This window comes from Pseudenhygromyxa sp. WMMC2535, assembly GCF_011083025.2.
In genome coordinates this window covers 7,309,067-7,323,713 of the sequence record NZ_JABJWV010000001.1, presented here as the reverse complement: position 1 = coordinate 7,323,713, position 14,647 = coordinate 7,309,067, and the positions used below count along the sequence as shown (strand labels likewise).

The following is a 14,647-nucleotide window of genomic DNA, read 5'->3' as shown; positions in this document are numbered from 1 at the left end:
GCTCGAATCTGAAATTTCCGTAGAAGTGAACGGGATCGAGATCCGCTGGAACCTCGAGCCCGACACCAGCTTGATGTACGCCGCCGAGCACCCCTCGATGATGCTCTGGGTCGAGACCACCATCGCGGGGCTGATGCAAGGCATGCAGCGCATGGTTGGCACGGAGCGCTTCAACCTGAGCATGTTCGGCGGAGGCCGCGAAAGCGTCGAAGGCGACTGGGCGCTGATCCAGAAGGCGAAGAGCTTCGAACAGGGCTTCGTCGAGCTGGCCGAGATCGCCGTGGCCTGCGGCTGGGGGTCCTGGACGCTTCAGTCCGTCAGCCGAGACTCCAAGCGGGCGGTGTTCCGCATCTTCAATTGCTGGGAGGCCCTCTACCAGCGCGCCCTCGGGGTCACCTGGGGCTCCAACTTCACCTCGGGCAAGTTCGCCGGGCTGTGCTCGCGGCTCTTCGGGGTCAATTGCTGGGCCACGCAGACCCAGTTTCAGGCCCAGGGCGCGGCCTACGACGAGTTCGAGGTCTACGCCTCGGACATCTCCCTCGAGGACGAGCACGACAAGCTCCTGGCCACGGACAATGCCACGCGAGCAGACCTCGCGGTGGCCCTCAAGCGCCTGGAAGAGGAGAACACCGAGCGCCGGCGAGCCGAGCAGGAGGCCCAGGAGCGCCTGACCATGATCGAGACCCTCTCGGCGCCGATCCTCGAGGTCTGGGACGGGGTCTTGGCCCTGCCGATCCTCGGGAGCCTGACAGCGGAGCGCAGCACCGAGCTGATGGAGCGCCTGCTCGCGGAGATCCAGCGCACCCGATCCGTGTTTGCGATCCTCGACCTCACGGGGGTCGACGTGGTCGATACCTATACCGCGGACCACCTGCTGCGGATGGTCCGCGCCGTCGAGCTGCTGGGAACTCAGTGCATCATCACGGGGATCCAGCCCGCGGTGGCCCAGACCATGGTGAACATTCAGGCAAACTTTGGGGACATCGTGACCCGCGCGACCCTGCGCGGTGGACTCGAGTACTGCATGTCCCGCCCTCGGGACCTCTGAGGATCCGCCCTCGCAGGTGCCCGCAGGCGCCGTCTCGGGGGTGGGGAGAGCGGCGGTGTGCTCCTTTGTGCCACCTGCCCGGCCTTGCAGGGGGAACGGCCTTGCACGGCACTTTCGCAGGGAATTCACCGCCGGTGCACTCGCCGCCCCTGATACACTTTCGCTCCATTTCGGTCCCCAGACCGACCGAAGTGCACGGAGCTGGCACCCCATGACCTCGAAGACCGAGCAGTCCTTTGCCGCGGCCCTGCGCGCCGCTGAAAACGCGCCCGATAGTGATGACGCCTGGGACCACCTCGAAGAGCTCGCCGAGAGCCTTCAAAAGCCCGAAGAGGTGGCCAACCTCTACCGCGAGCTCCTCGGCCGCGGCCTGGGCAAGGAGGTCTTCGGTCCACTCTCCGAGCGAGCCGTCAACTTCCACGAAGAGTGGTTCGGCGAGGAGCCCGAGGTCATCACCGACCTGCTCACGGACATCATCACCCGTGACCCCGAGGCCACCTGGGCCTTCGATCGCCTCACGGTCACGCTGACCGCCGCCGAGCAGTGGGACCAGCTGCTCGGCGTCTACGACCGCACGCTCGCGGTGACCTCCGACGAGGAGATCCGCAAGCGCTTGCTCGACGACGCCTCGCACGTCGCCAAGGACTTCGCGGATCAGCAAGAGCGCGCCGCCGACTACATGGTCAAGCTGCTCGAGCTCGACCGCGGCAACAGCAAGCTCGAGGCCAACCTCGCCCGCCTGCTCGAGCGACAGGAGCGCTGGCTCGACCTCATCGATCTCTGGCGCGGGCGCCTGCCCCAGCTCTCCGCCGTCGAGGCTCGCTCGCTGCGGGTCGAGATCGCCGCGTGCTATCTCGACAAGCTCGGCGACTCGCAAAAGGCGATCGACGAGCTCGAGGCGCTGCTCGAGGAGAGCGCCGGCCACGAAGAAGCCTGCACCCAGCTCGAGCGCCTGCTCGAACACGACAGCGCCGCCCTGCCCCTGCGCCGTCGCGCCCTGTCCTTGCTGCGCCGCAACTACGACGCGGCCGAGCGCCCCGAGGACGTGATCCGCGTGCTCGAGCGAGCGCTGCGCTTCGTCGACGACGACGAGAAGTCGACGCTCTACCGCGAGCTCGGCAGCCGGCTGAGCATCGCCGGCGACGACGGCCGGGCGATGCAGCACTACGCCGCGCTGCTGACCATCGATCCCAGCGACGCCGACGCGCGCAAGCAGCTCGGGACGCTGGCCGAGCGCTCCGGCCAGCACGACCTCCACGCGATCTCGCTGGTCGCCGCCGCCGAGGCCAGCGAGGGCGGCCAGCAGATCACCTTGCTGCTCGAGGCCGCCCACGCCTACCGCGATCTGATCGACGACGCCGAGCAGGCCGCCGAGCTCTACGGGCGCGTGCTCGAGTCGGACCAGGTCGACAAGAGCGCCGCCCTCGAGGCCGCGCACAGCCTCGCCGAGCTGCTCGCCGAGGCCGGCGAGGACGCCCGCCGCCTCGACGTGCTCGAGACCCTCGCCGGGCTCGAGCGCGTCGCCGCCGTGCGCAAGTCGATCCTCGGCGACGCCGCCCGCCTGGCCGAGGGCCTGAGCCAGGCCGATCGCGCGCTGTCGATCTGGCAGCGCCGCCTGGCCCTCGAGGCCGAGGACGTCGAGGCCCGCGACGCGGTCATCGAGCTGCTCGCGGCCAACGAGCGCTGGGACCAGCTGGTCTCCGCGCTGCGCGAGCGCGCCGCCTCCCCCACCCTCGAGCAGCAGCGCCGCGCCGACCTCGTCCGCGCCGCGCAGATCCTCGCCGATCGTCTCGAGCGCCTGCCCGAGGCCGTGAGCGTGTGGCTCGAGGTCCGCGAGTCCTTTGGCGACGAGCCCGAGACCCTCGACGCGCTCGACGCTCTGATGGCCCAGACCGATCGCTGGCAGGAGCTCGCCGAGCTGCTCTCGGGCTCGGCCGGTGCCGGCCGCGAGCGCGCCGCCCAGACCCTGACCCGCCTCGGCGACATCCACCGCGAGCACCTCGGCGATCCCGAGACCGCGGCCCGCTACTACGCCCAGGCCCTGGGCGTGGACGCCTCCAACGAGCGGGCGATCACCGGCCTGCGCGTGCTCCTGGACGTCGAGGCCTGCCGCCACGTGGCCGGCGAGGCCCTCGCCCAGGCCTTCCGCAGCGCCGGCGACTGGGAGGCTGGCCTCGAGATCCTCGACGAGCGCATCGACGGCGCCCCCGATCCGGGCGAGAAGGCCCGGCTGCTGCGCGAGGCGGCCATGCTCTACGAGCGCCGCGCCGACGACCTGGTCAAGGCCCACGCGGTCCTGGTCCGCGCCCTGCCCTTCGCCCCCGAGGACGTCGCCCTCGAGCACGACCTGCTGCGCCTCGCCAAGGAGACCGCGGCCTGGTCCGAGACCGCCGTGGCCTTCGACCTCGCCGCCGACGCGGCCGAGTCCAAGGCCCGCGCCGCCCAGCTGCTCTTCGAGTCCGGGCGGATCCAGGAGCACCACCTCGACGCCCCGGCCGCGGCCACCGACGCCTACGCGCGAGCGGCCGAGCTCGATCCTCAGCGGGTCGAGAGCCAAGAGGCGGTCTCGCGCTGCGCCGCCCGGGCCGGACGCTGGACCGAGTGCGCCGCCGCGGCCCTGCGGGCGATCGTCGCCCGCGAGCGCCCCGAGGGCACGCTGATCGCCGACCTCGAGTCGGCGGCCGAGGGCGCCGACGCCTTCGCCGAGCTCGCCGCGGCCTTCGAGCAGGCCGTCGACGAGCAGCGCGCGCAGCTGCGCACGACCTTGGCCCGCGCCCTCGAGCAGCTGATCGCTAGCTGGTGGGAGAAGACCGGCGACCTCGAGCGGGCGACCGCCGCGGCGCGCCGGGCCGTGGATCTCGAGCCGACCCACGGCGAGGCCCTCGCCGGCCTGGCCGCGCTCCAGCGCCAGACCCCGAGCCCCGCGCTCGTCGACACCTTGCTGCGCATCGACGCCCTCGGTGAGCGCGACCTCGATCACCTGCGCGAGGCGGCCAAGACCGCCCTCGCCCTGCGCGACGCCGCCGACGGCGACGACGATGGCCTCAGCCGCCAGACCCTCGTCCGCCTCTACCGCAAGGCCGCGCGCATGTGGTCCCGCGCCGACGAGGGCGCGGGCGAGCTCGGCCCCGACGAGGCCTGCCGCTGGGCCCTCGAGCAGCTCGTCGAGCAGTGGCAGGCCGCCGGCGATCTCGATCAGGCGGTCCGCCTGCTCCTCGACGGCGCGACCTTGCCGGTGGACGCCGAGACCTCCCGCGACATGCGGCGGCGCGCCGCCGAGATGCTCGCCGAAGACGGCGAGTACGGCCGGGCCATCGACCTCTACACCGGCGTGCTCGCCGAGGACGAGCCGCGCCTCGAGGACATCGCCCGGGTCGCCTCGCTGTGCGAGGAGGAAGATCGGGTGTCCGAGCTCATCGGCCTGCGCCTGCGCGAGCTCGAGATGACCGAGGACGTCGAGCGCCGGCTGGAGCTGCGCCTCGAGCTCTCGCGCCTGACCGGCGTGCTCGAGGATCGCGGCGGTCGCATCGAGACCCTGCGCGCCAACCTCGAGGAGCACCCCGGTCACCAGGACTCGATCGCGGCGCTCTCGGAGCTCCTCGATCATCGCGGGCGCTACGACGAGCTCGCCAACATGCTCGAGGCCCAGGCCGCCAAGGTCCGCGAGAACGGTGACGACGACACCGCGGCCTCGCTCTACCTGCGCACGGCCCAGCTGGCCGAGAAGCGCCTCGACGACCCGGAGCAGGCGATCCGCGCGTACATGCGCGTGGTCGACTTCGCCCCGAGCAACGGGGCCCGCGACGCCCTCGCCCGGCTCTACCGCAGCCTCGATCGCCCCGACGAGGCCGCCCGCCAGCTCGAGCTGCGCCTCGAGACCACCCCCGAGAGCGAGCGCGTGGCGATCATGCTCAAGCTCGCCCGCGCGCGGATCGCCGCCGAGCAGCGCGAGAAGGCCGTGCAGGTGCTCGAGAACGCGTTCTCCGAGGCGCCGCGCAACGGCGAGGTCCGCAAGCTGTTGATCCGCCTGCACCGCGAGCGCGGCGATCAGGAGGCCCTCGCCCGGACCCTGGCCACGGCCGCGACCGCCGTCGGCGATCCCAACACCGTGGTCGCCTACGCCCGCGAGGCCGCGGAGCTCTACGAGGAGCTCGGCACCCCCGAGGTCGCCGTGCCCGTGCTCGAGCGCGCCCACGAGTACGCCCCCGACGACCGCCGGCTCAAGCAGATGCTCGCCGACGGCCTGCGCGGGGCCGGTCGCCTCGACGAGGCCCGCGCCCTGCTCGAGGCCTTGATCGAGAGCTTCGGCCGCCGCCGCTCGGCCCAGCGCGCCGAGGTCCACGTCCGCCTCGGCCGGGTCGCCCACGCTCAGGGCAACATCGAGGAGGCCATCGACGAGCTCGAGAAGGCGTCCAAGATGGCCGCCGGCAACGTCTCGATCCTCCGCGACCTCGCCAAGACGGCCCAGGCCGCGGGCGAGCTCGATCGCGCCGAGCGAGCCTACCGCACGCTGCTGCTCAGCCTGCGCCGCGGCGGCGAGGAGACCCCGCCGATCACCGCCGCCGAGGTCTACCTCGAGCTCGCGACCATCGCCCGCGAGCGTGGCGACGCGGACAAGGCCGCCGAGCTGCAAGAGTCGGTGCTCGAGGCCATCGCCGAGGACGACGCCCAGGCGCCCAAGCTGCAAAAGGCGCTGCGCAAGCGCGGCGACTTCGAGTTCCTGCGCCGGGTCCTCGACACCCGCCTGGCCAACGTCCAGGGTCGCCGACGCGCGCGGATCCTCAACCAGCTCGCCGACGTCCTCGCCCAGGATCTCGGCGACGAGCAAGCCGCGCTCGAGGCCCGACTCGAGGCCGTCGAGACCGACCCCAGCTCCCCGCCCCTGCACGACGCCGCGAGCGAGCTGGCCGGGCGCCTGGGAGCCACGCAGCGCTACGCCACGCTGCTGCGCGATCGCCTGGCGACCATGCGCCGCGGCGACGAGGCCCTGGTCCGCTGCGAGCTGCTCTTGCGCCTCGCCGAGGTCGAGGTCGCCGCGGAGAACTTCTCCGCGGCCGCCGAGTTCGTGGCTCAGGCCGAGCAGACCGGCGTGCGCCAGGTCGACGTGTGGCGGGCCCAGGCCCGCATCGCCGGAGCCCGCGGCGACAACGAGCTGCAAGTCGAGCTCCTCGGTCGCCTCGCCAACCTCGGCGCGGACCAGGCCGAGACCCGCGCGGACGCCCGCTTCCGCATGGCCGAGGTCCACCTCGCCGACGCCGAGACCATCGAGGAGGGCATGTCCGATCTCAACGCCGCCCTCGAGGACGACCCGCGCTGGGGCCGGGCCGCGCTGATCCTCAGCAAGGCCTGCGAGCGCCACGGCGGCGACAACGAGGCCCTGCTCGAGCTCTACGAGAAGGTCGCGCGGCGCTGCGAGGACAAGACCACCTTGCTGCACTGCCTGTCCGCGCGGATCCAGCAGCCCGACGCCGGCCTCGAGCGCGCCCGCGAGGCCGTGGACCTCGCCCTCGAGCTCGAGGACTGGGAGCAGGCCGAGGCCCTGATGCTCCGCGCGGTCGAGCTCGCCGAGAGCGTCATCGACGGCGCGGCCCAGGTCGACTGGGCGCTGATCGGCCTGGCCGAGCGCCGCCGCGAGGCCAACGACCTGCCCGGCGCGGTCAAGTGGCTGACCGAGGCCGCCGAGGTCGCCGACCTCGACAAGGTCCTGCCCGAGGCCCAGAAGCTCGCCGAGGTCGCCAGCGACCCCGAGGGCGACCTGACCTTGGCGGTCAAGCTCTACGAGAGCCTGTTCGAGCGCGACACCACGATCCGCGCGGCCTGGGAGCCCCTCGCCCGGCTCTACGTCCAGCTCGGTGAGGTCGAGCGCCTCGAGCGACTGGTAGAAGAGACCCTCGACGGCATCCAGGACGCCAAGGACCGCAACGTGCTGCGCCTGCAGCTCGCCCGCCTGCTGCTGCGCACCGAGGGGCGGGCCGACGACGCCGTGCCGATCCTCAACGACGTGCTGCTCGAGGATCCCGAGGCCAGCGAGGCCAACTTGCTGCTCGCCGAGCACCTCGAGCGTTCGGGCAAGACCGAGGAGCTGATCGAGCTGCTCCGCAACCAGCTGATGGCCGCCCAGGGCCGCGGCGACGCCGAGGGCATCAAGACCATGAGCCTCGAGCTCGGCCGTCGGCTCAAGGCCGAGAGCGTCCAGGACGCCCTCGACGTGATCCGCTCGGCGCTGGTCAACGCCCCCGAGGATCCCGATCTGATCGGGACCTTGCTCGAGTGGGGTGACGGCGAGCTCGACGAAGAGGAGCGCGCCGGGCTGATGGAGCGCCGCCTGGCGGCGACCGAGGACACCGCCGAGATCGCCGCGCAGGCCCTCGAGCTCGCCGAGCTGCGCGCCGCCATGGGCGACGCCGACGGCGAGCTGCGGGCGCTCGAGACCGCCTACGAGCGGGTCCCCGGCGAGGACAGCCTGCGCAAGCGCCTCGAGGCCGCCTACCGCGAGAGCGAGGACTGGGCCGGGCTCGTGGCCATGCTTCAGGGCGTGGCCGAGCGCGCCGAGGATCCGGTGGTCCGCATCGCCTTGCTGCGCGAGGCGGCCGCGGTCCAGAGCGACCAGCTCGAGGATCCCGGCGCGGCCATCGAGTCGCTGCGCAAGGCCAGCGAGATCGATCCCGACGACGTCGGCTTGCGCATCGACCTGGCCGCCGTCCAGGGCGTCGGCGGCCAGGCCGAGGCCGCGATCGAGACCCTCAGCCAGACCCTCGAGGGCATCGACGACGACAAGCTGCGCCTGCAGCTGCTCAGCGCCCGGGCCAAGGTCCTGCGCAGCGTCGACCGCCTCGCCGAGGCCATCGACGACCTCGAGCGCGCCTACACCATCGAGCCCGATGGCGTGCGCGCCCCCCTCGAGCAGGCCCTCGAGATCGCCCGCGAGGCCGCAGCCGAGGCCGGGGACATCGACGCCGAGCGCGGTCCCCTGTTCCGCCTCGTGACCCTCTATCAGGGTCGCGCGGCCAACGACCAGGCCCGCGAGCTGCTCGCCGACTGGGTCGACCGCGCCCGCAAGGACGTCGAGGCCCTGCACCTGCTGCGCGAGCTCGAGTTCGCCGCCGAGAACTGGGAGGGCCTGACCAAGGTCGCCAGCCGCCTCGTCGCCCTCGAGGCTGGTGAAGCCCAGGTCGACGCGGCCCTGCTCCTCGCCCGGGCCTGCCGCGAGCTCGGTCAGCCCGGCGAGGCGCGCAAGGGCCTCGAGTTCGCCCGTCGCAAGCAGCCCGACGCGCCAGCGCTGCGCGCCGAGCTCCAGACCATCTACGGCGAGACCGGAGCCCAGCGCGAGCTCGCCGACCTGCTCATCGAGGAGGCAGGCGCGACCGAGAACCAGGAGGTCCGCCTCGATCTCCTGCGCCGGGCGGCCAAGCTCTACCTGGCCCTCGAGGACGCGGCCTCGGCCGCCGTCCCCCTCCAGGCGATCTTGGAGATCGAGCCCGGAGACTCGGAGACCGTCGGCCTGCTCGCCGACGCCTACACCCAAAGCGGCCAGTACGACGCCGCCGAGGCGATCATCGACGCGGCCATCGAGGCCGCGCCCGCCGGGCGCTCGCCCGAGCTCGCGGGTCTGCAGCTGCGCAAGGCCAAGCTCGCCGAGGCCCGTGGCGACCGCGAGACCCAGCTCGCCATGCTCCAGGCCGCCTTCGCCAACGACAAGCAAAACGGCTTCATCGCCGCGGAGCTCGCCGACCTCGCGGAGGTGCTCGAGAACTGGGAGCTGGCGACCAAGGTCCTGCGCCAGATCGCCCTGATGGAGGGCGAGTGCCCGATCTCGCGGGCGATGTCCTTCGTCCGCCAGGGACGAATCTCGCTGATCCAAGGCGACGCCAAGCGGGCCGTGTTCTGGGCCCGGCGCGCGACCAAGGAGGACCCCGAGCTGCCCGAGGCTGCGGCCTTGCTCGAGGAGGTTCAGGGCTAGCGTCCGCGCGCCGCGAGCTCGGACCGAGGCGGCCCTCGCGCTCGCCGTCTCGACGACGGCGGGTTCGGGGGCGTCGCTACATCTGCGGCGCCGAGACCGAGGCCGAGGCGCGGGGCGTGAAATCGTTGTTGGCTCCAAGCGCGCCCGGGTAGAGTCCCCCTCGTGCCCGACGCAAAGGTATACGCCAACGCTAGAAGCATCCTCCACGCTGGAGACGGGCTCTCGCAGGCCAGCGCGACGCCCGACGTCTGCAAGACGCCCTCGCCGGGCGGACCGGCGCCCGTGCCCTACCCCAACGTCGCCCAAGACCGCGACCTCGCCAAGGGGACGAGGCGGGTCAAGATCGGGGGGAAGTCCGTGGCCATCGCCGGGGCGAACCTGCGCACGAGCACCGGGGACGAGGCCGGCAGCGCGGGCGGCGGGGTGGTCTCGGGCAAGATCAAGGGCAAGGTGACGTGGATCGGCGGGAGCCCGAACGTCTACTTCGAGGGCAAGAAGGTCATTCGCTTCGGGGATACGGCGCTGCACAACGGCAACGCGAGCAACGCGGGCGGGCAGCCGAACGCGGGGACGCTGTCGCCGGCGAAGAACTGCCCGCACGCGAATCTGAAGCGCGTGCCCGAGGCGGGGGTCTTTCGCCATCACGATGAACTGCGGCCTGGGGATGGGGATCTGCGGGCGATGGAAAAGGGCATGGCGAAGAAGCGGCGGCGGGTCGAGCGAGCGCAGCAGAAGCTCGATGCAGTGCGGGCTGCGGGGGCGAGCGATCGAGACCTGGAGAATTGTCGGCGGCAACTTGCAGCCAGCGCCAACGACTCCGCAGGGATGGAGTGGGAGTACCTCGTTGGACACGACGTCGACGCCGAGGAGATGAGCGTGAAGATCTGGTGCACCGACTGCAAGATGCTCCTGACCGAGCTTGATGTCCTCATGGACAACGGTGTCGTCAAGGAGTGCAAAACCTCCTGGGATGCGATCAAGCCCAGTCAAGTCGCGCTCCAAATCGAGCTGATCGAAGTTCGCCAGGTCCTCGGCCCAGGTCGTACAGCTCACCTGGCGATCCCAAAGGGCCAGCGCGGCCGCATCGACAAGAAGTTCGAGCACAGCACCCTGACCAAGGACGACATGCGCGGACGGATCCAGGAACACTGACATGTCTGGCTACCAAACACACGAACTGTGCCTGACGACCTTCGCCGAGAAACCTTCGGCCGTCCTCGCGCGGGCTCGCGCGTTCCTGCGGCGGGGCTACGCCCTGATCGAAGACCCCAACTGGTGCGGCCTCATCGAGTTCGAAGGTGTGGACAGCGACGAGTACTTCGTCACCGAGTCCATCGACCCCACCAATGACGAGGCGATCGACGAAGCCCTCGCCATGGGCTATGGCGTGCAGATCTGCCAGAAGGTCAAGCTTCTGATTCACCACTATACGATGATGCTCATGATCGTCCCGGGAGATCGGGTCGGGTTCATCTGGAAGATCGAGTCGCTGACCTTTCGTGAGCTATTTGAACGAAATGGGCCTGCGGGCTGGAATCAAGCCCTGAAAAACGAGCTGGCGGGCTGCGTCTTCGGCTTGGTCGCAGCGTGTGGCGCGGATGGTTTTGTCATGAAGTTTGACCGTGACGAACTCCGCACCTACACGCCGGAGGAACTGACCCATTCAATGCAGCACTACGAACATGACAGCCCGTTGGCAGGAGCCACGTTCAAGGGTGTCAAGAGCGAGCGGCTCTCGCTCGAGCAGGTCTGGCGTGTCGCTTGCCGTGGCCGTCGCTCCAAGTCCTACTACAGCGTTCACGGCTACACCGTTAGTGACTTCCTGCGCCCCGTCGACGATCCATGACCCCTCGAGTCACGCGAACTCCCCCAGGCACCCTGACCAAGGACGACATGCGCGGACGGATCCAGGAACACTGACATGTCTGGCTACCAAACACACGAACTGTGCCTGACGACCTTCGCCGAGAAACCTTCGGCCGTCCTCGCGCGGGCTCGCGCGTTCCTGCGGCGGGGCTACGCCCTGATCGAAGACCCCAACTGGTGCGGCCTCATCGAGTTCGAAGGTGTGGACAGCGACGAGTACTTCGTCACCGAGTCCATCGACCCCACCAATGACGAGGCGATCGACGAAGCCCTCGCCATGGGCTATGGCGTGCAGATCTGCCAGAAGGTCAAGCTTCTGATTCACCACTATACGATGATGCTCATGATCGTCCCGGGAGATCGGGTCGGGTTCATCTGGAAGATCGAGTCGCTGACCTTTCGTGAGCTATTTGAACGAAATGGGCCTGCGGGCTGGAATCAAGCCCTGAAAAACGAGCTGGCGGGCTGCGTCTTCGGCTTGGTCGCAGCGTGTGGCGCGGATGGTTTTGTCATGAAGTTTGACCGTGACGAACTCCGCACCTACACGCCGGAGGAACTGACCCATGCAATGCAGCACTACGAACATGACAGCCCCCTGGCGGGGCCCACTTTCATTGGCGCCAAGAGCGAGCGGCTCTCGCTCGAGCAGGTCTGGCGTGTCGCTTGCCGTGGCCGTCGCTCCAAGTCCTACTACAGCGCTCACGGCTACACCGTTGGCGACTTCCTGTACCCCCTCGACGATCCACCACCCTCCTAGAGCGTAGCGAGCACGGCGACCCTCCACCAACCTCATGTCCTCTCTCTACCGCATCTACAACCAGACGACGCTCCCCGATCTGAGCTTCCCCTCGCTCTCCCGCGAGGACCACAACCTCGCCGTCGTCACCTTGACCGCGCGCTACCGCCTCCCCGCCCCTGGTCGCGTCTACGAGGGTCGACTCGAGCTCGCGGCCGAGCAGCACCCCGCCCCTCTCGCCGATGTCTGGTCCGGCGAGCCAGGGCACTCGTCGCTGCGCTGGGAGGGTCAGGCCGTCTACTGCCGCCCCGGCACGGACATCCATGTCCACGGCCACGCCTGCCCTCCCGGGGGTCGCCCCGCGAAGGCCGTCTGCGTCGGGGTCCGTGTGGGCCGCTGCCAGGTGCGTCTGCGTGCGGTCGGCGAGCGCCGGTGGATCCGCGCGACCGGAGAACTCCACGCCACGCCGGCGCTCCCCTTCGATCGCATGCCGCTGTGCTGGGAGCGCGCCTATGGTGGCACCACCCCAGGCGGCAAGATCGTCGCCCAAAATCCGGTCGGCGTCGGGCTCTACGACAGCGCCAAAGCAGCCACCGACGCCGCCTTGCCAAACCTGCTCCCCCTCGATGAGGACCTCCGCTCGTGGCGGTCGGCGATTCGCCCCGTGGGCTTGGGCCCGATCGCGCGCCACTGGCAGCCTCGGGTGCGCTACGCGGGCACCTATGACCAAGCCTGGCAAGACCACCGCGCGCCGCTGTGGCCAGCAGACATGGATCTGCGCCTGTTCTCGGCGGCGGCTCCCGGCCTGCGCGCCGAGTCCCCCCTGCGCGGCGGCGAGGAGGTCATCCTCGAGGGCATGCACCCCGACGGCGCCTGGGCCTTTCGTCTGCCCACCCACGACTTCATCCTCCTGGAGGGAGCGTCGCGGCATCGGGCGCTCGCGCTCGACGTCGTCGACATCGACACCGAGGCGCGCGCGCTGACGATGGTCTGGCGCGGCGCAGCGCCCCTCGAGCGACTCGGGGTGACGGAGCTGCGCGTGCGCGATGCCCTGCCCTGGGAAGCCCACGCGGGAGAGGCCCTCCAATGAGCGTCGCCATCATCGGGGTCGGGCTGGCCTGCCCGCTCGGCCTGCGCTCGCTGCCGACCCTGGCGGCGATTCGCGGCGGTATTCACCAATTCGAACTGCTCGATGGCTCCGAGCGCCTCGTGTGCAAGATCGAGCCCGAGGACGGTCGACGCGATCCGGGGACCAGCCGGAGCCAGAGAGCGGCGTTCTACGCCGCAGCGGCCCTGTCGGAGCTGTTCGAGTTCTGCGACTGGACGGACCCCCCCGCCGTCCACCTCGCTACCCCCGAACCGGGCGTATTCGCGGGCCTCGACCTCGCCAGCGTCTGGGCACCGATCGTCGCGGGCAGCCCTCGAGCGCTGCCACAGGCGCCGCGGCTATTCGCCAGCGGCCGCGCGGGCGCCTTCGAAGCCCTGGCGGCCGCCCGCGATCGCCTCGAGTCCGGCGAGGTCCAGCTCGTGATCCTCGGCGGCTTCGACTCGCTCACCAGCGCCGACTGCTTGGCACAGCTCGGCGCCGACCCGCGGATCCCGGGCGAAGGCGCGGCCTTCTTGCTGCTCACCCGCGCGCAGCTGCTGGGCCCGCGCACGCCCCAAGCCCTGGCCTACCTCGAGGCGCTGGCCATGACCGTCGATCCCCAGCCCTTCGCCAGCGGGGAGCCTGCCCGGGCCAGCGGGCTCGGGGCCGCGTTTCGTGAGCTTCGCAGCCGCGGCGCAGGGCGAGTCGACATCGCCCATGGCGTCGCCCCGAGCGAAGGCTGGTGGGCGCAAGACTTCACCTACGCCTATCTGCGCAACGCGGCCTTGCTGCCCGAGCCGCTGACGGTGACCACGCTCCACGACAGCCTCGGCGAGATGGGCCCGGCCGGTGGTGCGGCTGCGCTGGTGCGAGGTGTCCGGGGCGTGCGGCCGTGGTTCTCGGGCAGCCACGCGCCCATCCACCGGCGCGCGCTGGTGTACGCCAGCGCAGACGCGGGCCTCGTCGGCGCCTGCACGATCGTCGACGCGCCGAGCGAGGGCTAGCTGCGCCTGCGCACCCTTATTTCTTGATGGCTTTCCGGTTCCATTTGAGGATATGATTGACCGTCGCCTGATCAGCGTCGTCGATCATCAATACGCCATGAGTACTCAGGGTGCTCATGCGCAGCATGGTATTGACCTCCCTCCCCGACTCCCAAGGTTGATATCGGAGATTTGAGTAACTCATATGATTAATTCGCAGGAGCCTCCCCTGGGGTTCGTCTGGCACGAAACGCGCGGCCTGCCGGACGAGCGCGAACTTCCTACGATTGTCGTCGTTTCGCGATTTATATTTATCCGAGACACCGCTATACTTATCCTGGAGATAGATCCTCAATCGCTGACCAGCACGAATAACCATTCCAGGCGTACTGCCGGCGTCCTTCCACTCGCGAACGTTGCAGAAGTCTGTCACATCCGAGCGCAGACGGCCCATCATCATGGCATTTCCGCGCAGCTCCCCGACAGTCGGCCAGGTCGTTCGGGTCTGATCGAATTGATAGAACCTTGTACCAAATATCCTGACCACCATGGCGCGGACTTCTGCTGAAAGATCCCGATTCAGTTTTTCCTTATAGTCTTTACCTTGCTGCTGAAAAATTAGAATTACAAACTCATCACTATTATTAGTTAGCCATGTATTGATCTCACTCAGGACATCTTCCAGGGCAAGACTGAGAAAGATCGGACCATGATACATCCCGATATAGGTCCTAAATGTCCACCCAATGGTGAGCCCGATTCTCAAGTCCAATACTCGAACCCCCAAGTCGAGCTGCTCGGTTATGCTCTTTCGCTGCGCCCAGGTGCCCTTAATCCCCGGGATATCCCAGTGGTGCGTCCACGCGGCCGCGTCGTGCGTGCCCGGAATCGAGAGTTGATTGATCGGGACATCATCCTTGATCTCCGAGACCCAATCCATGCTCACGGTTCAACTCCTCTTTTCACG

Annotated in this window: 8 protein-coding genes; 7 read left to right on the top strand and 1 reads right to left on the bottom strand. The window is 69.5% G+C overall.

From position 1 onward, the window contains the following. Positions 1–25 precede the first annotated feature (25 nt). The 7 genes from G6O69_RS28335 (at position 26) to G6O69_RS28305 (ending at position 13,701) form a co-directional block, all read left to right on the top strand. A complete protein-coding gene (locus G6O69_RS28335) occupies positions 26–1,048 on the top strand; it encodes an STAS domain-containing protein (protein ID WP_346017096.1) in 1,023 nt (340 codons plus the stop codon). A 211-nt stretch (positions 1,049–1,259) separates the two neighbouring features. After that, complete coding sequence (locus G6O69_RS28330) at positions 1,260–9,008, top strand: tetratricopeptide repeat protein (RefSeq protein WP_172306603.1); 7,749 nt, start codon at positions 1,260–1,262, stop codon at positions 9,006–9,008. Between the two features lie 162 nt (positions 9,009–9,170). Then, entirely contained in the window at positions 9,171–10,160 is a 990-nt protein-coding gene (locus G6O69_RS28325; RefSeq protein WP_172306602.1) for a DUF4150 domain-containing protein, read from the top strand. 1 nt (position 10,161) lies between these two features. Continuing rightward, entirely contained in the window at positions 10,162–10,854 is a 693-nt protein-coding gene (locus G6O69_RS28320; RefSeq protein WP_172306601.1) for a hypothetical protein, read from the top strand. 75 nt (positions 10,855–10,929) lie between these two features. Continuing rightward, the gene (locus tag G6O69_RS28315; protein ID WP_172306600.1) at positions 10,930–11,631 is read left to right on the top strand and encodes a hypothetical protein; all 702 of its coding nucleotides are present in this window, start codon (positions 10,930–10,932) and stop codon (positions 11,629–11,631) included. 34 nt (positions 11,632–11,665) lie between these two features. Further along, positions 11,666–12,700, top strand: coding sequence for a DUF2169 domain-containing protein (locus tag G6O69_RS28310; RefSeq protein WP_172306599.1), 1,035 nt, complete (start codon positions 11,666–11,668; stop codon positions 12,698–12,700). Further along, positions 12,697–13,701 (top strand): hypothetical protein, encoded by a 1,005-nt coding sequence (locus G6O69_RS28305; RefSeq protein ID WP_172306598.1) that lies wholly within the window; start codon positions 12,697–12,699, stop codon positions 13,699–13,701. The genes G6O69_RS28310 and G6O69_RS28305 overlap by 4 nt, the downstream gene beginning before the upstream one ends. Positions 13,702–13,717: 16 nt before the next feature. On the opposite strand, the gene G6O69_RS28300 is transcribed toward G6O69_RS28305, so the two are convergent. Continuing rightward, the gene (locus G6O69_RS28300) at positions 13,718–14,620 is read right to left on the bottom strand and encodes a phosphatidylinositol-specific phospholipase C domain-containing protein (protein WP_346017156.1); all 903 of its coding nucleotides are present in this window, start codon (positions 14,618–14,620) and stop codon (positions 13,718–13,720) included. Between the last annotated feature and the right edge of the window lie 27 nt (positions 14,621–14,647).

Coding starts and splice junctions, on each gene's coding strand:
- G6O69_RS28310 (WP_172306599.1), top strand. CDS start 11,666: ATGTCCTCTCTCTACCGCATCTACAACCAGACGACGCTCCCCGATCTG.
- G6O69_RS28330 (WP_172306603.1), top strand. CDS start 1,260: ATGACCTCGAAGACCGAGCAGTCCTTTGCCGCGGCCCTGCGCGCCGCT.
- G6O69_RS28320 (WP_172306601.1), top strand. CDS start 10,162: ATGTCTGGCTACCAAACACACGAACTGTGCCTGACGACCTTCGCCGAG.
- G6O69_RS28315 (WP_172306600.1), top strand. CDS start 10,930: ATGTCTGGCTACCAAACACACGAACTGTGCCTGACGACCTTCGCCGAG.
- G6O69_RS28305 (WP_172306598.1), top strand. CDS start 12,697: ATGAGCGTCGCCATCATCGGGGTCGGGCTGGCCTGCCCGCTCGGCCTG.
- G6O69_RS28300 (WP_346017156.1), bottom strand. CDS start 14,620: ATGGATTGGGTCTCGGAGATCAAGGATGATGTCCCGATCAATCAACTC.